Source organism: Arthrobacter sp. cf158, assembly GCF_900106835.1.
In the GTDB taxonomy this organism is placed as follows: domain Bacteria; phylum Actinomycetota; class Actinomycetes; order Actinomycetales; family Micrococcaceae; genus Arthrobacter.
Genome location: NZ_FNNR01000005.1, coordinates 284,025 through 308,486, shown reverse-complemented (window position 1 = coordinate 308,486; position 24,462 = coordinate 284,025). Strand labels below are relative to the sequence as shown.

General features: G+C 60.5%; 16 protein-coding genes and 2 pseudogenes. 13 read left to right on the top strand and 5 right to left on the bottom strand.

The window, feature by feature from the left end; genetic code table 11:
• Nucleotides 1-681 precede the first annotated feature (681 nt).
• Together BLW08_RS12450 and BLW08_RS12445 are read right to left on the bottom strand one after the other, a co-directional pair.
• A complete protein-coding gene (locus tag BLW08_RS12450) occupies nt 682-1,224 on the bottom strand; it encodes an SLATT domain-containing protein (RefSeq protein ID WP_091325395.1) in 543 nt (180 codons plus the stop codon).
• 603 nt (nt 1,225-1,827) lie between these two features.
• Nucleotides 1,828-2,994, bottom strand: a complete 1,167-nt coding sequence (locus BLW08_RS12445) for a nucleotidyltransferase domain-containing protein (RefSeq protein WP_091325394.1) — start codon at nt 2,992-2,994, stop codon at nt 1,828-1,830.
• Between the two features lie 1,104 nt (nt 2,995-4,098).
• Here BLW08_RS12445 and BLW08_RS12440 point away from each other — a divergent pair.
• A complete protein-coding gene (locus BLW08_RS12440; protein WP_091325392.1) occupies nt 4,099-5,130 on the top strand; it encodes a DUF4192 domain-containing protein in 1,032 nt (343 codons plus the stop codon).
• Between the two features lie 272 nt (nt 5,131-5,402).
• Here the strand turns inward: BLW08_RS12440 and BLW08_RS12435 are convergent.
• The 3 genes and pseudogenes from BLW08_RS12435 to BLW08_RS12425 form a co-directional block, all read right to left on the bottom strand.
• Nucleotides 5,403-6,913: pseudogene (locus BLW08_RS12435) on the bottom strand (carboxyl transferase domain-containing protein).
• 1 nt (nt 6,914) lies between these two features.
• A pseudogene (locus BLW08_RS12430) lies at nt 6,915-8,056 on the bottom strand (CaiB/BaiF CoA transferase family protein).
• Between the two features lie 172 nt (nt 8,057-8,228).
• On the bottom strand, nt 8,229-9,107 hold the full coding sequence (locus BLW08_RS12425; RefSeq protein ID WP_091325390.1) for a fumarylacetoacetate hydrolase family protein: 879 nt from the start codon (nt 9,105-9,107) through the stop codon (nt 8,229-8,231).
• Nucleotides 9,108-9,184: 77 nt separating this feature from the next.
• Between BLW08_RS12425 and BLW08_RS12420 the strand changes: the two genes are divergently transcribed.
• The 12 genes from BLW08_RS12420 to BLW08_RS12360 all read left to right on the top strand — a co-directional run bounded on the left by BLW08_RS12420 (nt 9,185) and on the right by BLW08_RS12360 (nt 24,350).
• On the top strand, nt 9,185-9,934 hold the full coding sequence (locus tag BLW08_RS12420) for a FadR/GntR family transcriptional regulator (RefSeq protein ID WP_091325389.1): 750 nt from the start codon (nt 9,185-9,187) through the stop codon (nt 9,932-9,934).
• Between the two features lie 31 nt (nt 9,935-9,965).
• Nucleotides 9,966-11,225 (top strand): DUF3500 domain-containing protein, encoded by a 1,260-nt coding sequence (locus BLW08_RS12415; RefSeq protein ID WP_217639234.1) that lies wholly within the window; start codon nt 9,966-9,968, stop codon nt 11,223-11,225.
• Nucleotides 11,222-11,623 (top strand): nuclear transport factor 2 family protein, encoded by a 402-nt coding sequence (locus BLW08_RS12410; protein ID WP_091325385.1) that lies wholly within the window; start codon nt 11,222-11,224, stop codon nt 11,621-11,623. Before BLW08_RS12415 ends, BLW08_RS12410 begins: the two co-directional genes overlap by 4 nt.
• A 28-nt stretch (nt 11,624-11,651) precedes the next feature.
• Nucleotides 11,652-12,416, top strand: coding sequence for an IclR family transcriptional regulator (locus tag BLW08_RS12405; RefSeq protein WP_091325383.1), 765 nt, complete (start codon nt 11,652-11,654; stop codon nt 12,414-12,416).
• Between the two features lie 396 nt (nt 12,417-12,812).
• Nucleotides 12,813-14,426 (top strand): bifunctional 3-(3-hydroxy-phenyl)propionate/3-hydroxycinnamic acid hydroxylase MhpA, encoded by a 1,614-nt coding sequence (locus BLW08_RS12400; RefSeq protein ID WP_091325382.1) that lies wholly within the window; start codon nt 12,813-12,815, stop codon nt 14,424-14,426.
• 960 nt (nt 14,427-15,386) lie between these two features.
• Nucleotides 15,387-16,334, top strand: a complete 948-nt coding sequence (locus BLW08_RS12390; RefSeq protein ID WP_175538682.1) for a LysR family transcriptional regulator — start codon at nt 15,387-15,389, stop codon at nt 16,332-16,334.
• 184 nt (nt 16,335-16,518) lie between these two features.
• Nucleotides 16,519-17,397 (top strand): EthD domain-containing protein, encoded by an 879-nt coding sequence (locus tag BLW08_RS12385; RefSeq protein ID WP_091325379.1) that lies wholly within the window; start codon nt 16,519-16,521, stop codon nt 17,395-17,397.
• Nucleotides 17,394-19,109 carry a CocE/NonD family hydrolase gene (locus tag BLW08_RS12380; protein WP_091325377.1) on the top strand — a complete coding sequence of 572 codons (1,716 nt, stop codon included), beginning with the start codon at nt 17,394-17,396 and terminating at the stop codon, nt 19,107-19,109. The genes BLW08_RS12385 and BLW08_RS12380 overlap by 4 nt, the downstream gene beginning before the upstream one ends.
• 414 nt (nt 19,110-19,523) lie before the next feature.
• On the top strand, nt 19,524-20,759 hold the full coding sequence (locus tag BLW08_RS12375) for a substrate-binding domain-containing protein (protein WP_175538681.1): 1,236 nt from the start codon (nt 19,524-19,526) through the stop codon (nt 20,757-20,759).
• Nucleotides 20,760-20,764: 5 nt separating this feature from the next.
• Complete coding sequence (locus BLW08_RS12370) at nt 20,765-22,357, top strand: sugar ABC transporter ATP-binding protein (RefSeq protein WP_091325374.1); 1,593 nt, start codon at nt 20,765-20,767, stop codon at nt 22,355-22,357.
• On the top strand, nt 22,354-23,331 hold the full coding sequence (locus BLW08_RS12365; protein ID WP_091325372.1) for an ABC transporter permease: 978 nt from the start codon (nt 22,354-22,356) through the stop codon (nt 23,329-23,331). Before BLW08_RS12370 ends, BLW08_RS12365 begins: the two co-directional genes overlap by 4 nt.
• A complete protein-coding gene (locus BLW08_RS12360; protein ID WP_091325371.1) occupies nt 23,328-24,350 on the top strand; it encodes an ABC transporter permease in 1,023 nt (340 codons plus the stop codon). The genes BLW08_RS12365 and BLW08_RS12360 overlap by 4 nt, the downstream gene beginning before the upstream one ends.
• The last annotated feature ends 112 nt before the right edge of the window (nt 24,351-24,462 follow it).

Genomic DNA, 24,462 nt, shown 5'->3' with positions numbered 1-24,462 from the left:
TCCTTCCCCATATCGTCGCGCACAGGAGTAGCCCGGGTCTAATCCAAAGCCAACGCGCTTCTGCCGAGGTCAAAGGTCAGTGGGGCCCGCTGGCAGGATCGAGGTGCATAGGCCTGTCGCAGGCTTCAGTTGTGTGGCGGCTGCTGAAGTTCAAGAGCACCTGACTTGGCGCTGTTTGGACATTGGAAGTACGCAGCCCACATCGGGCAGATAACTTCGGCGGGCCCCTCATTGACAGATCCTCCGTAGCTACAAGTCCAGCCCAGAAGCGCGACGTATGGTCCCCTATCGCCAAACTATTCGGCTTCGAAATGCGAGGACGACGAGCGAGTGAACTCGCAATGCTTCGGCGGACTTGGCAGGGACCGCAACCTGCACCGGGACACTCCCCATTCATTCGTAGTTATGCGACGCCGACCGAGACCTACCCTGTAGCCCTCGGTCGACCGTGGCGACTGACAAGAAGTCCCGCACAGCTGCAGCTGTTGTCACCGTGTGAAACTAGTGCGGGCTATCCGGGAGCCAGGCAAACCCCGGAGCCAGCCAGGGGGTGATGTCCTCCCGGCCACGTCAAGCTTCGGGTGGGCATAGTGCGGACGAAGCTTCGATCAACCGCTATTGATCGGTGCTTGGCCAAAAGGAATCCGGCCAGCGGTTTCGCTCCGTGCAGGTTTCTTGCGGCTAGCGCCGACAGGTGTTCTTGCGAAGGTTTCGGGGCAGGAACTTGTCGATTTCCTCGTCGGAAAACGTGAGATCTTCCTGCTCTTTCAGTGCTCGCTGAGCCAAACGATACGCTTTTGAGCTCGTATCTGGAGCTGTGAAATACACTTCCTGCGCCCGGATACTTAGCTCCTCTCTCCGGAGACTAATCTCCTTGGCACTCAAAGCGTGCCCCTTTACATCCGCTAACAAGTGGACATAGCTGTCGCGGATCCTGAGTAGGGATTTGGCAGCTTCCCGATGCTCCACAGCTTCCTGCCTCGGATTGAAGCTGAGTTGATACAGAGTGTATCCGGCTGTCAGCGTGGCAAACGCCAAGGCCACATACAGAAACGCCCGGTTCTCACTTTGGAGGCTTGTCAGCACTCCGCCGAAAGTTAGGGCGTTGAAGATGATATTAACCCACTGGGAGACAAACGCTTTACGGCTACATTCTTCCCGGGCCTTCTCGTGAGTCTTATGCGTGTAGGCTACTCGTCCAAATTCTTCACGAATCAAGTCCATGTTCGGATCCAGTCTCCTGCCGGAGAAACCTCTACCCACCAAAGTCCACCCAATCCTAAGTAGTACGTTCCCACGCCGGGCCCGGAGAGCATCTCCGAGTAGGAGCGCAAGCTGGGCCCGGCGGGGTTTAGCAACGCAAATGACACTGTTTGACCGTTTAGGCTTTACGCATATTGTTAGGCACAGGGTGCAAGAGCTCTAACTGTGCGTCCTGGGATGCGGCACCCGGCCCGTCCCCGAACCATAACCCCGTGCCTTTCCATATCTCGTAGTGGAACAACCATTCCGAAGCCCAAGGCAAGATCGTGTCCACCAAGTGCATCCTTGAGGTCCATTGTCCCGGCTTATTGAGGCACAGCGAACCGTCGTCCCATATATGGGGAAGTACGCCTTGAGCATTTGGTTCCAGTGGTGGGTCTACTACGTTCACAACAGGGTTATGTCCGACTTTGAGGGAGATCTCGATGATGTATTCACGTGACAACTCTGAAGGCTTCAGTCGTCCCCTCCAAACCAGGCTGTTAGGACCAAGCCACACCGAGCCGTCGGGGTAAATGCTCCTGAGTCCCAACGCTTGTTGGCCGAGGTTCAAACGGCCGGGGCTCACATCCCGCCTCCGTGGAATATGTGCGGCCGGACCGGTCGTGTAGCGGTCGCTGCACCGGCAATTGCCAGTGCTCCTGTGCCACTCTCTGCGCGCAGGAATCCCGATTGGCGAGCATCAACGAGCGGGGTGCTTAGCGCACGGGCTCCGGCCAATGCTGCATTCTCGCCGAGTACCATCCGTACCCCCTTGAGGACATTATCGTTGCCGCTACGAGCAGCGATTGCGTTGACGTCGCGGGAAACCGCTTCTGCCCACTCGAACATCGCGGCAGCGCGCCAGCGCTCGTTGGCCCAGCAGTCCGCGAAATTCTCTTCCGGCATCACGGGATTGGCGACCACGTGCTTTCCATTGATCATTTGAATGTGTTCGACAAAGCTGCCGGAGATGCCTTGCAAGACCTCGAAGAGATTCTCGCCCCTCTGGTAGGCGCGCGCGGCAAGGGTGGTGATGACAATTGACGAAGGCCGCTGTTCCAAGCGGCCGGTGAAGTAGATATCCCGGTGCCGTTTGAGTACTTGCACAGCTAGTTGCAGCGTTGTCTTGCGTGTCCAGGCCGGAACCGCATCTACATCGACACCACGTTTCGCCAGAAGTATTTCCTTCAGCATCACCTCTTCGCGGGTCACTTGCCGAAACCACGAAGCGTAACCGCGGGGATCAGAACGTTGCCAAGCCCTTACGTCGTGATCTGTGATAAGGATGCCGTCGTCCGACCCTCGCTCTGGCGACGTATCAGGAACTGCGGGAAGGATGTCCATGTGCGTGCCGGGGTATTTGAGCGTCCAGCACCGCTCGCTTTCCGCCAGCGAGGCTTTGGGCTGTGACGCCGCAACGAACTTCCGGAGGCCCGCGCCGGTGTCTTCCTTCAGATCGGATTGAGTGGTCGAAGCGGCCTGAATTCCGCGCAGGACGACAAGGTCGATGTCGACGTCGTCATTGCGGTGGAACTTTCGGGTCATGGTGCCGAGGGCGAATGAACCTTGTACGTACACCCGATTGTTGGCAGGTGAATCGGCCCAGTGCTTGTCCAGGATCTCCCCGACGCTTTCATAACGGGAGGTAATCTGAACCCTCTCGTTCTCGGTGATGTCTAGCGTGGAAATGCTGGCACCCAGGACCTCTTCGAGGTCTCGAAACCCTGTTTGTTCAAGTGAAATTGTCATACCACTCCTGAGAGATAGGTGTGACCGCCGACCCTCCTCACGACTCGCCGAACATTTCTTGAGCAAGTCTTGAGGATGTAGGCTCTTCTCATCCCGGTCGCAAGGGAACGAAAACAGCCTCAGTCGGTAGCCCCTAACCTCAAGGTGGGATTACCCTGAGGCTTTTTCGTGCCGCTAGGACACACTTAGACACTACATGTAGTGCAAGCGTCTCGCCGGAACCCCAAGATGATGTATTACAACTATGTCATTCAATCCACCACTCGTCCACAGGGCAGGTTCCTAAAAATGTCCGTAATTCCGCCGAAGTCAGAGATGAAATCCACACCCTGTGGACTACTTAGCCACATTTAATCACCAGCGTGTCGCCGGGATACGGCGCGTCGTGACACGTCGCCGACGGCGCCGTGATGTGGCGGTTGTACTTACTGGCTAAACCGCCGCGCCCCTTGAAGCGTCCCATCGCTTCTTGGCTCCAGGAAGTTCATTCCGCGAAGCTACCCCGCCTCGGGCGCTAGTCCTTCCCGAGTACCGCCATCGTGAATCCGGGCAATGGCACCGACGCCTCGATGCACGGTTGTCGGTGGAGTGTCCGCATGACGCTACCGCCCCAACCGCACGCAGTCGCACACCCAAACATCCGACAGACCGCAACAGCTCTGTGACCGCTCGATCGTACAGAACGGACTCCGGCCGGATATTGCAGAGATAGCCCGCCTTCGCCTGTCGTGCCTGTGCAAAAGGGTCTGAGCTGCGGTCCATGGACTGGCTGAGGTTTAATGGTCCGTCACGGAGGATTCCGATAACGGCGCATATGTCGGGACTGGAAGCACCCCCGGCCGACCCGGTGCTGCGATCCCTCCAAGCGATGGCACACACCGAAGAATATGGCAGCTCACGTCATGGCGCCGCGCATCAGCCTGCCCATGAATAGGCAGAAGCAACAATGCTGTTTGTCATTCTGATATCCCGATCATCGCTGGACGGTACTCCGCCTAGCAAGGGCACTGACGCGGCGGACCCGGTCTCCTGAGTTGCACTTCGGCCCCTATCAGAACGGCCCACAAGACCAAAAACGCAACGCATGTGCAAAGGAAAAGGGCAATGAATGCGCTTACCATCAAAGACCCGGCAGACCTGCTCAGCTTCATCGGGCACACCCTAGGGTTCTGGCCCGAGGAGAGCCTGGTCTGCATCACCCTGGATAAAGGCAAGGTCGGCGCCACCCTGCGCATCGACCTACCCCGCCAACCGGGAACAGAACTCCCCTATGCCAGGACTGTCAGCAGTTATCTCACCAGTGACACCACCGCGACGAGCATCGTCTTCGCCCTCTACACCTCCCAGCACTGCCAAACAGGGCAACCGAAACCGCATGCAGCGACCATCGCCGCACTCACCGGAGTCCTCGCCGAAAACGGCATCACCATCCGCGACGGCATCTTCGTTAGCGACGACACCTACTCCCCCTACGACAGTGAACCCGGACAAGACATCAGCCTGCCCATCAGCACTACCGAGTACAGCCGCGTCAACGCCGAATTCATCTACCGCGGCAGCACCATCCAACCCACCAACCAAATCGTCCTTCCAACGCCGACCCGCGAAGCAGACCACGCCACCGCCGTCGAAAACCGCATGACCACCATCCGCACCCAGACGCCCCATCAAGCTGCCCAACAAGCCAGCCAACTCTGGATGGGCATGCTCGACAGTAACGACTTCCCCACCGACGAAGACTGCACCACCCTCATCGCAAACTTCCAATTCCCCCACATCCGCGACCGACTCATGGCCGACATCCCCGGCATCAACGAACCACCCCAACACATCCTCTTCGCCCAAACTGACACCGCGCCTCAATGGTCACGGATCGAATGGGCCCAACAACTCCTCCTCCACGCCTACACCAGAACCAGCCCCCAACACGCAGCACCCATCCTCACCACCATCGGCTACATCAACTGGTGGGAAGGACGAGGATCCAAAGCACACCAATACATGCAACTCGCCCTCGACACCGACCCCGGCTACCGCTTCGCACGCCTCACCGACCAAATGCTCGGAGCTGGCATCATCGCCGGCTGGAACACCAACAAAAACACCGCCTACAAAACCAGACTCGACATGCCCTAACCGCTCGGGTGCATGCCCGATCAGCTTTATCGAATCTGTTTTGTTAGCGAGTTGCTCGGTGTGACGGGCGCCCGTTGCCAGGCCCTGCTACACCCGCGCCCGGGTACTCCCCACACAGAAGAAGCAACGGGTGTCTTTCTCAGTAACGTGTGAGAACCCGGAGGCCGTGCTGGTGCGGCGGGGGTCGGCGAACACCGATTATGCCCCATCCTCAGCTGCGCGCCAGCGTCCGTCGGCGGCTCATGACGCAGCCAAGGCGGCCCCAATGCCAGTCAGAAAACACCCAGGTTACTGTATTTCCGTCCGCGGGCTGCCACCAGTTTCGAGATGGGGACGCCAGCCACGGACGCGAGCTCGTATTCGATCGCATGCGCCATCCGTGTGCAGAATTCACGGGGTTCCAGTGCAGCGTCGCGTTCGTCCACGATGTGGTCCACCAGGCCGCTGGCGTAGAGGGATGCCACGTTCACGCCCTGTACCTCCGCCATGTCAGGAGCGAAAGCTGTGGTGCGATGTACGATTGCGCTGGCTCCTTCGGGCGGGAGCGGCGAGAGCCAGCTGTGCTGCGCCGCTATTGTGCGGTCCGCAGGCAGCAGCGCTAACGCCCCTCCCCCAGTGCCCTGTCGCAGCAGGACCGAGACGGACGGTGATTCCAGTCCGATCAGGTCATACAGCGACCGCGCGATCTCGCCGGCCAATCCGCCCTCCTCGGCCTCCTGGGACAGTGCGGCGCCGGCGGTGTGGATGACCGTGAGAAGTGGCAGGCGCAGTTCCTCGGCGAGCTTCATGCCGCGCCGCGCCTCCCGGAGGGAGCCTGGGCCCATGCCGGGTGCGTCCTTCCTCAGAGGGCGCGAGTGGCCCAGGACTATGCAGGACTAGGTGCCGAACCGGGCCAAGGCCAGCAGCAGACCGGGGTCCTTCTCCCCTTGCCCGGTTCCACTTAGGGGCAGCGCGTCGGTGGCGCCGTACTTGAGGAGCTGTCGGAGATCGGGCCGCCGCGGCTGGCGGGTGATTCCGATGGAGGTCCAAGCGTCTACCTCGGCGGGGCTGAGGGACAGGGTGGAGGGAGCGGCCAGCGATGGGACGGGGTACCGGTGGGGCATGAGGATGCGCAGTGCCCGGTTCACCAGGTCAGCCAGGGAGGCGGTGTTCACCACGCCATCGATCAGCCCCTTGTTGAACAGGTTCTCTGTAACCTGCACGTTCTGCGGGAACGGTACGGAGTGGAGCGCTTCGTACACGTGGGGGCCAAGAAATCCCAATAGAGCGCCTGGTCGGCAACGTTGATGTGCCCCAGGGATCCCCAAGATCCCATGACGCCCCCTGTGGTGGGGTGACGGAGATAGACAAGGTACGGAAGCCCTGCCTTCCGGTGCGCGCGGACTGCGCCAGTGATCTTCACCATGGAGAGGAACGCGAGCGTCCCTTCCTGCATCCGCGTTCCCCCTGAGGCGGGGCCGGCCAGCAGAGGCAACCCCTCCGCGGTGGCGCGCTCCACGGCGGCAACAATCCTCTGCGCCGCCGCATGGCCGATTGAACCGGCCAGGAAGGAGAATTCACTGACAACCAACGCCACTTGTCGGCCACGGATGAGCCCCGCGCCGGTGATCACAGACTCGTCGACGCCGCTGCGCTCACGCGCCCGGGCCAGGTCGCGGGCATACTCTGCGGATACCACGGGTTGCTCCGGCTCAGTATCCCAAGAGAAGAAGGAGCCCTCGTCCACGACTGCGTCCAGCAGTTCGGCGGCAGTCAGGTGGCACATTTTTTCTGTTGTGGCCATGCTAATTCGCCTCCGACGCCGCGGCGGCAGCCGTATCTACGGGAACGAGGCCCAGCCATTGCCGGATCGCCGGCCCGTCTTCATTGAGCAGCGGTGGCGCGTCGTGTGCGGTCAGGGTGGTTTCGGCAGCGTCTCCGGGTGCGAAGAACCTCAGCGGCGGGCCGGGCAGGCTGACCTTGCCCAGCAACGGGTGAATAACGTCCACCACAAGGCCCTGGGAGGCAACCTGTTCCCAGGCGTACACCTCGTCCAGCGAGCGGACCTTCCCGGCCGGGATCCCGGCGTCGTTAAGCTTTTGGAGGAGTTCCGTGGCGCCGTAGCCGGAAAAGACGCGTTCGACGGCGGCGATCACCCCGGCCCGATTCCGCACCCTTTCGGCGTTGCTGGCAAAGCCGGGCGCGGCGAGCTCTCCAGGTCGAATGCATCCGCGAAGGAGGCCCACAACTTTTCGCTGCCCACACTGATCTGGACGCCGCTGTCCTTGCAGGCGAAGAGGCCGTAGGGCGCGATGGACGGGTGGTGGTTGCCCTGGGCCTGTGGCACTTCGCCCGCCACGGTAGTGCGGGTGCCTTGGAACGCATGGACACCGATCAGTGACGCCAGCAGCGAGGTGCGCACCACCTTGCCCTGGCCGGTCCGGTCCCGTTCCACCAGCGCTGCCAGGACCCCGATGGCCCCGTTCATCCCGGCCAGCAGGTCGGCGATGGGGACGCCGACGCGCTGCGGGTCGTCCGGCCCGGGACCGGTGAGGGACATCAGGCCGGCCTCGCCCTGGAGAATCTGGTCGTAGCCGCTGCGTTGCGATTCCGGCCCGTCGTGGCCGAAGCCGGTGATGGAGAGGATCACCAAGCGCGGATTAAGCGCATGCATGGCTGCCGGGGAGAACCCCAGCCGGCCCATGACGCCTGGACGGAAGTTTTCGATGACAACGTCGGCGCGTTCCAGCAGCCCGCGGAGCACAGCCTTGCCCTCCCCGCTCTTGAGGTCCAGACTGATGGACTCCTTGTTGCGGTTGCAGGACATAAAGTAGGTGGACTGCAAGTCATCCTCGGGGCCCACAAACGGCGGGCCCCAGCCCCGGGTGTCGTCTCCGGTACCCGGGTTCTCCACCTTGATGACCCGGGCGCCCAGATCGGCCAGCATCATGCCGGCGTGCGGTCCGGCCAGGGCCCGGCTCAGATCGATAACCGTGTGGCCGGACAGAGGGTTTAGTGGGTTGTCAGTTCTGTTCATTCCGCGGCACCTTTGCCGATGCGCAGGCTAGAGGCCCGGCCTGACGCAGGGACTGTGACAGACGGCAGGATGAGCCGGACCCTCACTGCAGTACTCCCTGGACCTCGCGGGTGGCGGCGTGGCGGGCTTCGTTGCCAACTATGGAGTTGCGCAACGTGCCCATTTTCTCGACCTCGACTTCGACGGTGTCCCCGGGCTGGAGGAGCCATTGGGGGGTGCGTGCGTAGCCAACACCGGAGGGCGTTCCGGTGGCGAGCAGGTCCCCGGGGCGAAGGGTGAAGGTCTTGGAAATGTGCGCCAGAGTTTCACCTACGGTGTAGACCATCTCAGTAGTATTCGCGTCCTGCACCGTCTCGCCGTTGACACGGGTTTGGACCCGCAGACCGTCGCGCAGGTCACCGACCTCGCCGGCTTGGACCATGGGTCCAACCGGACCGGAAAGGTCAGCGTTTTTCCCCAGGATCCACTGTGAAGTGAGTTTCTGGGCCCGGCGGCCCGTGAGATCGTTGAAGACCGAATAGCCGATAACAGCGTTCAACGCTTCTTCCGGGGAAGCGTCCACGAGCGTCCCACCGACCCAGGCAACGATCTCGCCTTCCCAGTCCAGACCATCCTCCCCGGACGGAACCGGAACTGCGGCACCGTCCACGGTGAGGGACTGCGTCCACCGTGCGAACAAGGTCGGGTGTTCGGGAAGTTCCTGGTCCTTAAAGGAGCCCTCAGCGACGTGCTTGAGGTAGTTCAGGCCTATACAGATCACCCGGGCTCCTGGCAGAACCGGCGGGACGAACTCCACTGAACTTGCCGGTAGGGCCTCCCCCGATGCTTCTGATGCGAGGTGATGGGCAGGTGCGGCCCAGAACTGCTCAAGCCCGGCCAAGACGGAGACGGACTGCCCGTCCCGGGAAAGCGCAGCGACTTCCACCGGACCAGCATTGCGGCGGATACCGACGATTTTCATAAGTATTCCCTTCGTGCTCCGACAGCCATTGGCGGAAAGAGCTAAAACATTCGCACCTTTTGTGCTTCAATAGGAGCATGACACAGAACTCCAGCGCCGTACAGCCCGCCGTTCAGGATTCCGGGACACCTCAGAACGCCGCAGCTTCAGGATTGAATCTGGCCGCACCGCGTTCACGGGCTGAACATCTTGCTGCCGCATTGGAGGAGAGGGTCCGCGCCCAGGGTCTTGAGCCAGGGGCCCTTGTGGGGACCCTGCCGTCGTTGCGTGAAGAAACCGGCTATGCCCGGGCGACGGTCAGCGAAGCGGTCCGGCTTCTGCGGGAGCGCGGAGTGCTGGAGATCCGCCCGGGCCGTACCGGGGGTCTATTCGTGGCCGAAACGAGCCCCGTTGTCCGATTGCGCCGCACGCTCCTGACGGTCGGGGACCAGCCATCTGCCGTGATGGATGCCATTGAACTGCGGGACCACCTCGAAGAGCTCATCGACGTCGGGGCTGCCCGATGCCGTACCGACGCGGACCTCGCCGAGCTGCGCCTTCTCGTGGGCAATATGGAATCCTCGACGGACTGGGACGAGTTCATGCGGGCGAACTGGGCGCTGCACGAAAGAATCGCCGCTATCTGCCCGAACGCAATGGCCCGGGCAGTATACATCGGCACGCTCGGGCATTTATCGTCGTCGGCTTCATCACGCTTCGATGAGGACGAAGCCGCAGCAGCTGCCTACAGAGCTGACCGCCTGAGGGTTCATGCCGAACTTGTGGAAGCGATCGCCAGCGGCGAACTCGCGGCTGTCCGGCAAGCGGTCGCCGACCACAACCACTGACCCGGTTATACGAGCACGAAGGAGTGCGCCCTTGAGCACAGCAGAATTCCGCCAGTTCCTTTTCCCGAAAGGACATCCCCGCATTGAAGACGTGAAGGGCCTTGATGCCTACGCCTACCGCCAGGAGGCCCGCAAGGCCGGAACCTTCACCGGTGGACTGGTTGAGGGCTGGACACCTCTTTATTTGAATGAATTCCGTGGAGTCACCGAGGACGGCACTTTGCGGGAGGGCCTCTACCCGTTTGTACCGGCACTGCCCGGTGAGGAGGCTCCCGTTATCGCCATGGTCGAGGCAGCGGAGGCCCTGCTGGCTGCGGTTTCGGCTGAGGACCGGGACAAGCTCACCTACCCGGTGGATGCCGTGGAGTGGCAAACCTGGGCCAACCCCGAATTCATGCAGTTCGATACGGGCCTCAGGCTCGAGTTCCAGCCCCAGGACGTCCGTGAAATAGCTTTGACGCTTGTAAAGGCATCCCTAAGCCCGGAAGGCTATGAGCTCGCACACGGCATGATGCTGATCAACGGTTTCCTGGGAGAAGTCGTGGGACTCCAAAGTGTCCTGAATGAGTTCAGCTACAATTTCGCCTTGTACGGGACCCCCCACCACAGCGCACCATGGGGCTGGCAGCTATACGGGCACCACTGCGCTGTGAATTGCCTTGTCATTGATGGACGCATGTCCCTCAGCCCGGTCTTCTTCGGAGCAGAGCCAAACGAGATCGACGAAGGACCCCACGCCGGCACTGCCGCTTTCGAAGACCGGATCCAGCTTGGCACCAACCTCATGGCAGCGCTGCCGGCCGACCAACTGGCCGCCGCGACGGTCTACCAGCAGATAGTCGACCCGGCCATGCCGGAGGGACGGGTTCATCCCGGTGACGAAAGGCACCTGGCCGGCGCGTTCCAGGACAACCGGGTCATCCCCTTTGAAGGGATCCGGGTGGCGGACATGCCCGCCGAAGCACAACAAATCGTCCTTTCAATCGTCGAAAAATTCGTCCTCCCCTTACCTGAAGGCCCCCGTGCGGCACGGATGCGCGAGGTCAAAGGACACCTGAACGAAACCTGGTTCTCCTGGATCGGCGGGCACAAGCCCGGCGATGTCTTCTACTACCGGATCCAGTCCCCAGTTGTCATTGCCGAACTTGACCATCACTGCGGAGTGTTTCTCGACTACCGCACGCCCAAGCAATTCCATGTCCACACTGTTCTGCGGACCCCACACGGCAACGACTATGGCCGGTCCTGGGTCCGTCAATGGCAGGCAGCACATTCGGAGGTAGCCCGATGAGCATTCAAGGCGCCGAAGCCAGACACCAAATCGCAAATCTCCTGCACACGTACGTCGCCATCGCAGACCGCAAGGACGTAGACGGTGCGGTGGTCATGTTGGGAAACAGCCACGTCCAGTTTCCCACTGCCACTTCCACGAATGCGGAAGGAGCGCGTGAACTGTTCACACGGTTGTGGAGCAGTCCCGAGGGGCACCGGCACGACGTGAGCAACCTGATCGTCAACCCCGGACCTGAGGAGGGACAGTGGCGTGCCTCTGCCCATTACCTGCGATGGCTACTTACGGGCGGTACACCATTTGTGCACACCCTTGGACAGTACGAGCTCCTGGTGAACAGCGGGGATTGGTCTGTTCGGCACTTGACCGTAAGCCGCATTTGGACAGCCGGATCCTAAGAGGCAATGATGTTCCGGTGATGAAGCCGTGACGACCCTTTCCCGTGTCAGCCTGGTCCTGGACACCCTCGCCGAAAGCCGGGGGCGTCTTAGCCTGTCAGAACTCGCTGCCCGCACAGGCCTTCCCCGATCATCCGTGCACCGGACCATCCAGCACCTGGAGGAAGAGCTTTACGTTGTCCGAACACCAGGCCGCCCCGGATACGCTCTGGGCCCGGGCGTGCTGAAATTCGGCATGGCCGGCCATCTTCACCTGCTAAGCGCCAACCGCGGACAGCTTGTCGCCTTGGCGAGGGCAACAAACGAGAACGCCGAGTTGGCCATCTTCAGTGGCCGCGAAGTTGTCATCGTCGACCAGGTAGCCTCCCCTGAGCGCCTCAAGGGTGTCACCAAGGTCGGCAGGAGCTTCTCACTTCACGCCAGCTGCGTCGGCAAGGCCCTTCTGGCGGCCCTTCCACCGGCCCGGGCCGAGGACCTCCTCCCCCAGGAACTCGAACAATTCACGGACACCACCGTCACTAACAGGCTGGAGCTTCAGAGCGAAGTGCAGCTCGTTCAACGTGTCGGCGTGGCCGTGGACATTGAAGAGCATGATCTGGGCATCTGTGCGCTCGCCACAGCAATGACCGGCCCAACCGGTGCACTGCAGGCCATAGCTGTCGTTATGCCGACAAGCCGCTTCGCGGCCAAAGGCCCCGCAGCCCTGGAGGCCCTGAAGGAACTGAATCCGGTCATTGACCTACCAGGCGCCAGGGAGCATTTGGAGCGCAAGAAGCGGGTCGGACTCGGTTGAGTCCGGCCCGCCAACTTATGGTGTTTCCTCTGGACTTTTTACGAGGGCCACAGGACACCCATGCCCCGTTTTCTGCGACGCAGAGCGGCGGTAGGATCCGCGCGAAGAACGCGAAGAACCTGAGCTGGTCGTAGGCGTGCTGGAGGGGGTTGGGAGCGGCCGCTGAGGCGAACGGGGCCCCGCCTGGACGCATCTCCTTCGTCGGCGTTCCATGGCATTAATGGAGGACCAGAGTGTGAGCTGAACCACACGGCGGCCCTGAAATCAGCAAGGGTGCCGCCTCAGGCAATTACCGTCCCGCGAATTGGGACACTCTGTGAGTCGAATCACTTTGAATTCCTTACGTTGGATGCAGTGATGCCTCGAAGTGGAGGCGCGGGATCGAAAGGTATGTCAATGAACACCATCGGCGGCTCAGACCTGCAGAGTGCAGACGTAACCATCGTCGGTTTCGGGCCAGTGGGGAAACTGCTCGCGCTCCAGCTTGGACGCCGGGGGCACCGGGTGCTGGTCGTCGACCGCAAGGAAACCGGATATCCGCTTCCTCGCGCCGTGACGCATTGCTCGGATTTTGCGCGGATCCTGCAATCCGTCGGGCTCGCCCCCGACAGCATCCCTGAGGTAACCCAGCCCTATGACGACATGTACATCTGGCGGAACGGTCAAGGGCAAACTCTTGTCGAGGTTGATTGGAGCGGGCGCGGAGAATCCGGTTGGTACAACACCTACTTCTTCAACCAGCCTGCGCTGGAGGACCGTCTGGACGCGCTGGTCAAGGAACTGCCCACGGTCACCGTCCTCCGTGGTTGGGAAGCCGGGGACATATCCCAAGACAAGGACAGCGTCCGCGTCAAACTGACCCGGACCAGCGACGGGGAACACGTTACCGCCGTGTCCGGCTGGCTTATAGGTGCCGACGGAGCCAACAGTGCGGTGCGCCAGCATACCGGGATTGAATGGCATGACGAGGGTTTCTTCTACGACTGGCTCGTAGTTGACGTCAAGCCCGGACCTGGCCTCAATTTTCCCCACGTCGCCTCTCAGTTGTGCGATACCTCCCGCCCGGCGACGATGGTACCCGGAGGGCCCGGGCGGCGCCGCTGGGAGTTCATGCGCCTCCCGGGGGAAACCCGGGAAGAACTCAACCGCACGGAGAAGGCCTGGGAACTACTGGCCCCTCACGGCGTCACGGCGGAGAACGCGAAGCTCGAACGGCACTCGGTGTACACCTTCCAGGCATGCTGGGCAACCGAGTGGCGCCGAGGGCGAATTCTCCTTGCCGGCGACGCAGCCCACCTCATGCCCCCATTCGCCGGTCAGGGGCTGGGAGCTGGCGTCCGCGATGCCATGAATCTGGCGTGGAAGCTGGCTGCAGTCGTCGACGGCCTCGCTGACGACTCTTTGCTGGACACATACGGCCCGGAGCGTTCCCAGCACGCCACCGCCTTCGTGAAGTTCTCAATAAGTCTTGGTCAGGTCATTTGCCTTACCGAGCCGGGGGAAGCAGCGGCGCGCGACGGGCGCATGATCGCTGAATGGGAAACCACCCGGAAAGCACCTGCCCCACCCCGCCCCGGGCTAGGTCTTGGCCTGCACACCGGCCCGCACGGTGGAGAACTCGCCATTCAGGGGCGCGTGACCGGGTCCGGCAAGACGAGCATGCTATTGGATGACCTACTGGGCGGCCCAGGCGTACTTCTCACGAAGCGCAGCTCCATGCTCACGGGCATCTCCTTGGAAGACCAGAGGCGCCTCGGGCTCATCGGGATCCGCCTGGCCAGCTTCGAAGCAGACAGTGTTGTCTCTGACGGCGTGGAGATCATCAATGACATCGATGGAACCTACCACCAATGGCTGGACACCCTCAGCACACCCGAGTCCCCCGTCGACGTCGTACTGATCAGGCCGGACTTCCATCTGTACGGGACAGCCACCGGCGCTAGAACCAAGGAGCTCACCTCGGGTTTCCTGGAAGGACTTCGCTCCCGGCATCTCACCGCCGCCTTTTAGGAGTGATGGATGCGCCGCGTACTGTGCTGGAGCGCTCTGCCCTGTATGGGGTGAAAAAGTCGCCAAGACGGGTTCCGCGTCTGCCGGGCGGGGCAGTATGAAGGGCGTCCTGGCCGACGGAAATCGCCACGGCAACTGCCCCGCCGCCACCAGGAATAGTGTGACGCCGTCCTACAGCCTGCCTTACCTGCACTCTGGCTGACCACCCGGATGGGGCGTGCCTCACTGGACGAGCTGCCTGTCGCCGGCGAACGTCACTGCTATGAAGTTCGGGTTAGGCATTGCCTTGGTCCTGCCAGGAACGCCACCCTCTGCCGCGACCCAGGCCCGCCCGCCGAAATAGACGATAGCTTGGCGCAGCAAGAGTTTAGAGGTCCGGTGCCGGCAACGCACGAGATCTCCGCGGAGGTCCTTGCGGGAACGGTCCAGAACCCGCGCGGCTTCCCGGCCCGCTGAGGGAATTCTTACCCCGAGACCTCACCCGTCCAAGGGCAGCGGGCCTGCCTCGTAACGACCCTGACCGGCGAGGGCAGGGAGAGAATCCAGGCACGCATCGCTCCTTGGTCCGGAGTCATCCGGTGCAGATGTTTTTCGCCGGCCGGCGCGTCCAACGCGCAAAGACAACAGGTCGGGCACGGACACCCAAGCCAACGCTTGTACGGTCGAATATGGCTGCACGCTCCGAATTTCCACTGTGGCTCTACCCGTCCACCAAGTGTGGCATGCTCCCCACGCCTTGCTTTGGAATGGAGGTTCCAGCCCCCAAACCCACACTTTCCGGGCCCTTCCGACAGGGGCCATCAGCACCGGAAACTGGATCCGGTCGAGCCCGGATTGGCCGCTCATTACGAAAGGCCGGAGACGAAAATGAAAAAGCAGCCGGCCTGCAGGCCTATAGGTCTGGCGGGCCAGCTCAAATGTTCCTATTCTTAAGAAAAGTTTAACGTTTCAGGAGTGGCCGTGGCTGAACCAAGCACCATCGCCCTGCGTGCTTTTGTCGCAGTGGCGGAGCACCTGCATTTCACGCGTGCGGCGCAGTCACTTCACATGACGACTCCTGCGTTGAGTCAGCAGGTCCATCGATTGGAGTCCCTGCTCGGGGCCCCGCTTTTCGTCAGGTCTTCCCGGCGCGTTGAACTCAGCGTGCAGGGAACTGAACTGTTGCCCCTGGCCAAAGAGGCTATTGACGCAGTCGACCGAATTCAGTACTGGTCCAACAAGCGCCTGGAAAAAGTACTCAGCGTAGGCTTTGTGCACGTGGGAGCACCGGACAGGCTGGCCGGCATCTTCACGGAGGTGCCCGAGCGTTTGGATGGCGCCCGCTTGGAGTTCCGCCATATCGACCGGGACACCATCCTTGGTGCGTTGCGTGACGGCAGCATCGACGTTGCCTTCAGCTGGGGCCCCAACTGGTTTGACGGGGTAACCACAAGGACCCTCTCAACGGCTCCCCGCGCAGTCCTCTTCAGCGCAAACACTTCTCGCGATCTTATCCGGTCAAGCCACGATCAAATTTCCATAACTCAGCTGAGCAGTATGCCGTTCCTCGTTCCGGCCTCCGCAGATGAGCGGTACACCAGTTGGGCCTTGGCGGATCCTCGTCCCGACGGCAGCCGACCTAAGCGCGGACCTCGTGTGCACAATCTGGACGAGGCATTGGCGATGGTGGTCACCGGATTGGGTGTCTGCCTCGTCCCGGAACCTGTGGCTCAGGCTATTCAACACCCTGGGGTGTTCTGGGCAACGGTGAATGACATTCCTGCGGTGACATTCAACGTATGCACCTGGCAGCGCCCCGCCTCCTCGCTGGGGGATCGCTTTGCCAGGCTGGTGAGCGCGGAATTTGCCCAAGACAGTACCGAACCTGATGCCCTCGATGCGGGCTTACCGCGTCCAGCTGCACCCTAGCCAGCAGACGTCTAAGCTCCTGCTCCAGGGCAACATCGGCATGCTCCGGGTAGTCAAACAGGAACTATTAACACGTAGTTAATGATCGCGGCCGATTTCGACATGGACGAAATGTAACTGGTGTCACATGCTTTAGGTAGACCAGAATTCCTGAAGGGCTCTGGGACCACCTAGGTAAGGATCAATGATGATCAACTTTTGGCTTGCTTCCCGCCCAAAGCCGGGTGCGGACCGCGACATGTTCGACTTTGAGTGGGGCGTAATTCATGTCGCCCTCATGCTGACCACCCCGAGCGTGATGGCGGGTTTCACGAAATACTCCCAACACCGTGCCGTCGACGATGTACCGGATAGCTGTTTCCCTTATGGGCGGCATGAAAAGGGCTGGTATTCCATTGCGAACCATGTGATGCCGGATGTTCATGCTTTGGAGGCGATTTTCGGAGGAGAGGACTACCCTCGCCGGATGCAGCCGCACTCGTTCGGTGACAAGGAGTTCGTTATCGAACTTACCTCCGTAGTTTCCGATCAATCATTTGGTCCCGGAATGAAGCCGGGCCATGGGGTGAAAGTCGTCAATTTCGTCGCTCCGGCAGAGGGCATCGATCGTGACACGTTCGAGCGCGTGGGCCGCGGTGAGTACTCGGCGCGTATAGCTGAACTTGCCGGCGAGGGCGAAGACCTCCGCCGTTACGTGCAAAACACTCAGCTGCCCCTAGACGCAGCGATGTTCAAAGGCACCCTGTTTGAAGCGGGTGGTGTGCAGACCTACTCCGGAATCGAAGAGCTTTGGTTTCCCGACCGGGAGGCGGCACGCCGTTTCAGGGAGCGCCGGGAATCGGACCAGAAGTGCAGGGAACTCGAAAGCAGCATTATTGATGCGGGGCGCAGTTTCTCCATGACGGTGGTAGAGCGAGTGGTGTGGGATTACACCGACCCGGATGCTCTCCCGCGCCCTGCGGTGGAGACGCCCGGCAGTGTCGAGGCGGGAACGCTCGCCACGGAGCGCAATTGGGGGCAGTGGAATACAGAGATCTCTGCCCAGGACGGAGTACTGGCATGACAGAAGCAACTACCGCACGCACAGGCCCGGTTTGCTCGGCGGAGGAACAAGCCCAAACAGACGCACGTCTCGGGCGCAGCTACCGCCCGGGCCGGGAGCCCTCCCAGCCTCTGCCCGGCGCCGAGCCTCATCCGGGTTTCGGCTACCGGCGGGAGGAGCACGGCAACATGCTTATCGAACGTGATGTGGCCATTCCAACCCGAAGAGGAACCGTTTACGCCGATGTCTTCCGGCCGCGCAACGCAACCCAGGTTCCGGTGATCGTGGGCTACGCACCTTTCGGTAAGCACCCCCACCTCGACATCGAAACGCTCTGGGCCGGGTCCGGCATCCCGTTCGAGACGCTTTCGGATTTTGTGCCCTGGGAACAGTTTGACCCCGTTCCCTGGACGGAATGGGGCTATGCCATCGCCATCGTCGATGGCGTGGGCAACTGGTACTCCGAGGGGGACGCTACCTACTTCACGCCTGAAGAAGCTTGGGCGGGTCATGACATTGTCGAGTGGCTCGCCCAGTGCGACTGGTCAACGGGCAAGGTGGGCTGGGGTGGAGTGTCGTACTTCGCCATGACAGCCTGGTCTGTCGCGGCAACAAAGCCGCCCCACCTAGCTGCTATTTTGCCCTGGGATGCTGCCAGCGACTGTTACCGTGAGGCCTTCCTGCACGCTGGCATCCCTTCTTTCCCTTTCATCCACGGCTGGATGCAGCTCACCGGCACCGGCCAGCAACGCGTCGAGGACATGGAAGCAGGGATGCGCGACCACCCAACCTTCGATGAGTACTGGCAGTGCAGGGTCGCGGACTGGCAAGCCGTGGACGTACCCACTTACGCCGTGACCGAATTCCCCAACAACCTTCATCTTCGGGGAACAGTCGAGGCTTGGAAAGGCATTAGTTCTCCGGACAAGTTCCTCGAGATACGCGGAGATAAGGAATGGGAGGGCTTTTACCAGCCCGAGTCCGTCCAACGCCAAAGGGAGTTCTTCGACCGCTACCTCAAAAACGTCGACAACGGCGTCAGCGAGTGGCCGCGGGTCCGCATTGGCGTGCGCACCCGCGAGGACCAGTGGACCTTCCGGGACGAAACCGATTGGCCCCTGCCCGACGTCACGTACGAGACCTTGTGGCTGGATGCGGACGCAGGGACATTGAACACCCAACGACCGGAAATAGCCGCCGCCGTATCGTATGCGTCAACTGACGACAGCGGAGCCGCTACATTCGATATCCGTTTCGACGAGCGTGTTGAGATGACCGGCAACGCCAAGCTCAGGCTGTGGATTTCAACTGACCTCAGCAACGACGCCGACCTATTCGTTGGAGTTGAAAAACTCGATCAGCACGGGAAACGGGTACCCTTCACGTTCTCCCAAATGTACGACGACGGGCCGATGGGCTTCGGTTGGCTGCGGGCCTCCCACCGCGCACTGGATGAGGAGCGGTCCACGCCGGAGCGACCCTGGCACTCGCACGCCCGGCGGGACTGGCTTGTCCACGGCAAACCGGTGCCGGTGGACATCGAGATCTGGCCTAACAGCGTCCTTTTCGAACCCGGAGAGAGCCTCCGCGTTATTGTCAAGGGAACGCCCGTACAACGCTACAGCGGAAGGTTCGAAATCGTCTTCGCGCCCCTGCACAACTCCGGCAACCACACAATCCACACAGGCGGAGAGTTCGACAGCCACCTCTACCTCCCCGTCATCAAGCGCTGATCGGCCTTCCATCACCTCCTGGAGGGCGGAGACCGCCGCCCTCCAGGAAAACATACAGAAACATTTGACCGTGATCCTCGCCAACAGGCAGCGGGATATCACCCCAGAACTCCAAAATTCTGTTCCACGACGACAACCCGTCGACCCGCAGACCTTTGACGTGTCTTTCGAACGGAAACACGGCGAATAACCCGCCTCATTCCCGGGTAGTAACCCGAGTGAACCGGCACCCTCGCAGATCTGGTCATCACCAGCATGGGTAGGTCGACGCATCACCCTGTCCGACCAGAGCCACGGAACGCAAGGTCGCCCTCACAGCTTCTATTCAGCCGTCTCAGGAGCGACCCGATATCAGAGAACCAACCGAAGACGTCAGACCCACCCAAAATTATTTTGCGAATCAAAGGAGATTTGATGAATACCACGATCATGAAGCGCAGGGCTGGTACTCCTGCGCTGGTAGGAATACTCACCCTCGGGGCTATTTTGTCGGGCTGCGCGGCCGCAGATCCCGTAGGGCAAGCGCCGTCAGCGATTGAAACGGCCGGCGACGGGCAATGCGGAAGCATCCCGACAACGCCGCTGAATGATCCCGAAGGGCTCATATCAAAGATGGACGCTGCCGCCAAGGCGGCCTACACCGGATTCTCGGGAGCCCTCAAGCCCAGTTTCTGGAGCAACTGGAAGCCGGCCACGCCTCCGCCATATGACGTTGCCATCGTCTACTCGACCGAAGCCGTGCCGTACCAGGCGACCCTTCTGAAGACTGTAAAGGAGGCCCTGGGGAAAGACCCACTCATTGGGAAAGTCACTGTGTCATTTGCCGAGAACAACCTTCCGACGCAGTTGCAGCAGTTCCAGGCGGCCATCCAGGCCGCTCCGGACCTCATCCTCTATCAGCCGCTGGCACCTGATCCTTTCGTGCCACTGAGTGAGCAGGCAGCCGCAGCAGGAATTCCTTCGCTCACCATGCAGTCAGTTGTTCCCTCCGACAAGGTCATCAACATCTCCCCCAACTCGTTCCTTCTCGGAGCCCGGCCAGCGGCGGAAGTAGCAAAACTGATGGGAGGCAAGGGAACCATGCTGGGAGTGCGAGGGGTCAAAGGCGTCTCAATCGAAACGGAGACCTTCGAAGGAATCAAGCAAGTCATCGGACTGTGCCCCGAAATCACCCTCGACGACTCCGTGGTGGGCGCCTACAACCCCACAACCGCAAAGACGGAAGTGCTGAAGTGGCTAAGCACCCATCAGACTGACGTTGGCGGCGTGGTCCACGCAGCCATCATGGGCAACGGAGTCATCAGCGCCTTCGAACAGGCAGGCCGGCCGATGCCGCCCATGGCCGATGCCGCGGCGAGCGAAGGAAGCCTCGCCTACTGGCAGAAAAACGCACCCGAAGGTTATCGGGGGGCTGCAACCGGGCAGGGCCCCCAGGCCATGGGTGGTGTAATCGCTGATATTGCTCTCCGGGTCTTGAATGGAGACGGCGTAAAGGTCAACACCGTCCTGCTTGAGCCGGCTCTTGTCACGGACAAAAACCTGGATGACTGGGCCGTCAGCGGCGCGGAAGTGTCCTCTGGCAAGTCCGCCGAACCGCCGGCCGGCACCTTTCCGCCAGCGGGTTATATTGACCAGTTTTTTGCGAAGTGAACGCAATGATGCTCGCGGGGCCTGACAGGGACAGCAGCATGGGTTTGCAGCCGGTGAGCGAGGAAAACACGCCAGCGACGTCGGTGACCCCGGTACTGCGCGTTGAGAAGGTAGCCAAGTCGTACGGCCATACCCGCGCCCTCACGGCTTGCGACATGGAACTATTTTCCGGCGAAATCCTCGCCGTCATGGGCGAAAACGGCTCGGGGAAAAGCACGCTCGTGAAGATTTTGACCGGAGTTCAAAATCTCGACGAGGGAACACTCTCTATGGACGGCCGACGGCTGCGCCCCTTCTCCAACCCGGTGGACGGGATAAGCGCAGGTATCGTCGCAGTGTTTCAGGAAGTACCCATCATTGAAAACCAGACCGTATTGGACAACATATGGGTTGGTTACGACGGAGTGTTCAGAAACAGGCTTCGAAAGGCTGAGAAGCGTCACATTGCAGACAAGGTGCTCAAGGTACTCTTGGGCCGACAGTTGGACCTTGACCAGCACACCGAATCCCTGTCTTTGTCCGATCAGCAGGCGTGTTGCATTGCCCGCGCACTCGTCAAGAAGCCGAAGATACTCATTCTCGACGAGTCGACATCGGCACTTGATATCGCCACTCGGGATCGTCTTTTCAAGACCTGCAGCGAGCTAACCGGCGAAGGCACCAGCATCATCTTCATTTCTCATCGTATGGACGAAGTAATGGCGATTGCCGACCGGGTCACAGTGCTGAGGTCGGGCAGAACAGTCGGCCACTTCACCCGCGGTGAAGCAACCCCTGAAGTCCTTGTCAGTTCAATGACCGGAAAAACATTTGCCCAGGCCGAAGAATCGGTTGACGTACGAACGCCAGGACTGGATGGAAAAGTCCAGCTGGAGACGCAGGACCTCAAACTGTCGGCAGAGTCAAAAGGCATCAATTTCCATTTGAGGAAGGGCGAAGTCGTCGCCCTGGCGGGGCTCGAGGGCCACGGCCAGGACCACTTCCTCAGGGCCCTCTGGGCCTTGGAACCTGTGGCCGGCGCCGTCGTCGCCTACACCAAGAATCAGGCCCAAAAGATCACTTCGCCCGCAGATGCCGTGAGGGCTTCCATTGTTTACGTTCCTCGCGACCGCCGGACGGAGGGCATCTTTCCCAATCAATCCATTGGAGACAACTTCTCTATAGCAACTATGTCGCAGGACGTGCAGTTTGGTGTAGTAAAGCCGTCTCGGTCCTTAACACGATTGAAGGCCTTCAAAGAGACGCTGAAGATCAAAATGAGCAGCGACCGAGACCCCATAACAACACTCAGCGGAGGCAACCAGCAAAAAGTTGTCCTTGCCCGATGGCTGGCTTCGGAGCCGGACGTAGTTCTTCTCAACGACCCAACCAGAGGAGTTGACCTCGGCGCGAAACGAGACATTTACGCTCTCATGAGGCGAATGACTCAGCAAGGAGTGTCATTCATAGTTCTTTCCACAGAAGTGGATGAAATCCTGGAGATTGCAGATCGCACTTTGGTTTTCAGAGAAAATAACGTCTTCGTAGAGCTTGATCGGACGATGACCACCAGAGAGAAACTGGTTTCGAGTTTCTTCGGACATGAGGATTCCCAGTGACAAGGACCAATAAAATATTGAGGTTATGGCAACGCCCCTACGCCATTGCCGCGATACTGACAATAGCTCTGCTTGCAGCGAATCTCATCGTCAATCCCGCGGCCTTCTCGCCCCAGTACATGCCACAGACCATTGCTGCATTCGCACCCTTTGCCTTGGCTGCCATGGCGTCAACACCTGCCATACTCGGGGGCGGCGGCGGCATAGACATATCCGTGGGCCCAGTCATGTCGCTGGTCAACATAGTCATCGTTACTCTACTGCTGCCAAGCCAATTGCTGGACGGACCAGTTATGGGAGTTACTGCCGCGCTGGTTCTCGGCCTTGGCATAGGGGCGCTTAACGGTGTCCTGGTCGCAGTGCTCAGGTATCAGCCCATCATCGCCACCCTTTGTGCCATGTTGATCCTCATCGGTATCAATATTCGTCTCGCCCCTTCTCCCATGCAGGCCGGTGACAACTGGACAGACGCAGTCAGCAGCTCCTGGGGCCCTGTCCCCGTCGCGGCGGTCCTCATTCTTGCTCCACTTGCGCTTTGGTCGCTCTTGGGCAAGACGGCCTGGATGACAAACCTCTACTCGGTGGGAGGAAGCGACACCGCAGCCTTCACCGCTGGCGTAAATGTCACGGCCGTGCGGGTCGTTGCATACGCGACAGGCGGGCTCTTCGCGGGAATCGGAGGTATAGCGCTGACGGGAATCCTACGCTCGGGCGACAGTACCGTGGGCATGCAGTACACGCTGATCGCAATCACCGCCGTCGTGCTGGGCGGGACTTCCATGACCGGCGGCCGGGGTGGCATGGGAGGTTCCCTCGCGGCGGCAGCGGCCATTTTCCTGTTTCAGATACTGCTCTCCGCCATGCGAGTGCCAACGCCCTGGCTGAACTTAACATACGGAGCAATGCTCATTGGAGCCATCATCGTGACAGTCCGGACCTCAACGGCCAACAAGACCAAAGGAAAAGTGGCATGAGCTCCCCCACCAACGCCGTATCAACGGACACCCCACGGGCGAAGTCCGGAAGGATCCGTGACATTCTTACCCGGGGCAAAGGCCGCGTGCCGATGCTGCAACTCGTTATGCTCACGACGCTGATAATCCTGGGTGCTTCGCTCATACCCGGGTTTACCCGCTTGAACAGCGTCTACTCCATGTTGATAATCGCTAGTTTTCTTGGACTCGCAGCACTGGGACAAACTCTTGTCGTTCTTTTGGGGGGCCTTGACCTTTCAGTGCCAGCGTTCATTGTGCTGAGCGCAATGCTAACTTCCGAACTATACGGCACCTATGGCTGGCCCTTCCCTGCCATTGCGGCATTCATAGTTCTCGTGTCGCTTGTGGTCGGCGGAATCAGTGGCTATATTTCCCACAAGTATCGCGTCCAACCGCTTATTGTCACTCTGGGAGTTGGAACAGTAGTGACCGGGGCGACACTTATTTGGATCGGTGGAAAGCAGCCAGGCTCCGCACCCGCCTTTCTTTCAAATTTTGTATCCCCCGTCGGCACAACCTTTGGTCTCAAAATACCCCCTGCTGTGGTTCTCTGGTGCCTACTTGCAGTAGGCATCGGGTTAATTCTGCGGCACACAAAGTTTGGGAAATCTCTCTACGCGACAGGATCGAGTATCCGGGCTGCAGAATTAGCCCTCGTCCCCACCCGCAGAATCTGGGTGTCAGCATTCTCCCTCAGCGCCCTTTCCGCCGCCGTCGTAGGGGCCCTCCTTGCAGGCTTCAGCGGAAGCGCGGATCTCACAATGGGTGACCCCTACCTGTTCCAGAGCCTGACAGCAGTAATAGTCGGAGGCACTGCCTTTGGCGCCCGGGGAGACTATTGGCATACCTTCATCGGCGCGTTGCTTCTAACGGTACTGTCGACCATTCTCATTGGGGTGGGGTTTTCCAGTTCAGATCAGACGATTATCTACGGGATCCTGATTCTCGTCGTAGTCGCTGGGTACAGCAGGGACCGGGCCCTCCGCGACAGGGTTTAATCGGGCGACAGGGTTTAATCGGCAAGTTCTGATGCCAACCACAACTCTTTCTCCTAGTGCAGACACCACGAGGTAATCACGAACCCCAGACGTCAGACCTTGTCGCCGCTTC

Excerpts from the sequence above, each read along its gene's own strand:
- BLW08_RS12380 (WP_091325377.1), top strand. The coding sequence starts at position 17,394 with ATGACAGAAGCAACTACCGCACGCACAGGCCCGGTTTGCTCGGCGGAG.
- BLW08_RS12445 (WP_091325394.1), bottom strand. The coding sequence starts at position 2,994 with ATGACAATTTCACTTGAACAAACAGGGTTTCGAGACCTCGAAGAGGTC.
- BLW08_RS12440 (WP_091325392.1), top strand. The coding sequence starts at position 4,099 with ATGAATGCGCTTACCATCAAAGACCCGGCAGACCTGCTCAGCTTCATC.
- BLW08_RS12375 (WP_175538681.1), top strand. The coding sequence starts at position 19,524 with ATGAATACCACGATCATGAAGCGCAGGGCTGGTACTCCTGCGCTGGTA.
- BLW08_RS12370 (WP_091325374.1), top strand. The coding sequence starts at position 20,765 with ATGATGCTCGCGGGGCCTGACAGGGACAGCAGCATGGGTTTGCAGCCG.
- BLW08_RS12450 (WP_091325395.1), bottom strand. The coding sequence starts at position 1,224 with ATGGACTTGATTCGTGAAGAATTTGGACGAGTAGCCTACACGCATAAG.
- BLW08_RS12410 (WP_091325385.1), top strand. The coding sequence starts at position 11,222 with ATGAGCATTCAAGGCGCCGAAGCCAGACACCAAATCGCAAATCTCCTG.
- BLW08_RS12360 (WP_091325371.1), top strand. The coding sequence starts at position 23,328 with ATGAGCTCCCCCACCAACGCCGTATCAACGGACACCCCACGGGCGAAG.
- BLW08_RS12385 (WP_091325379.1), top strand. The coding sequence starts at position 16,519 with ATGATGATCAACTTTTGGCTTGCTTCCCGCCCAAAGCCGGGTGCGGAC.
- BLW08_RS12425 (WP_091325390.1), bottom strand. The coding sequence starts at position 9,107 with ATGAAAATCGTCGGTATCCGCCGCAATGCTGGTCCGGTGGAAGTCGCT.
- BLW08_RS12400 (WP_091325382.1), top strand. The coding sequence starts at position 12,813 with ATGAACACCATCGGCGGCTCAGACCTGCAGAGTGCAGACGTAACCATC.
- BLW08_RS12420 (WP_091325389.1), top strand. The coding sequence starts at position 9,185 with ATGACACAGAACTCCAGCGCCGTACAGCCCGCCGTTCAGGATTCCGGG.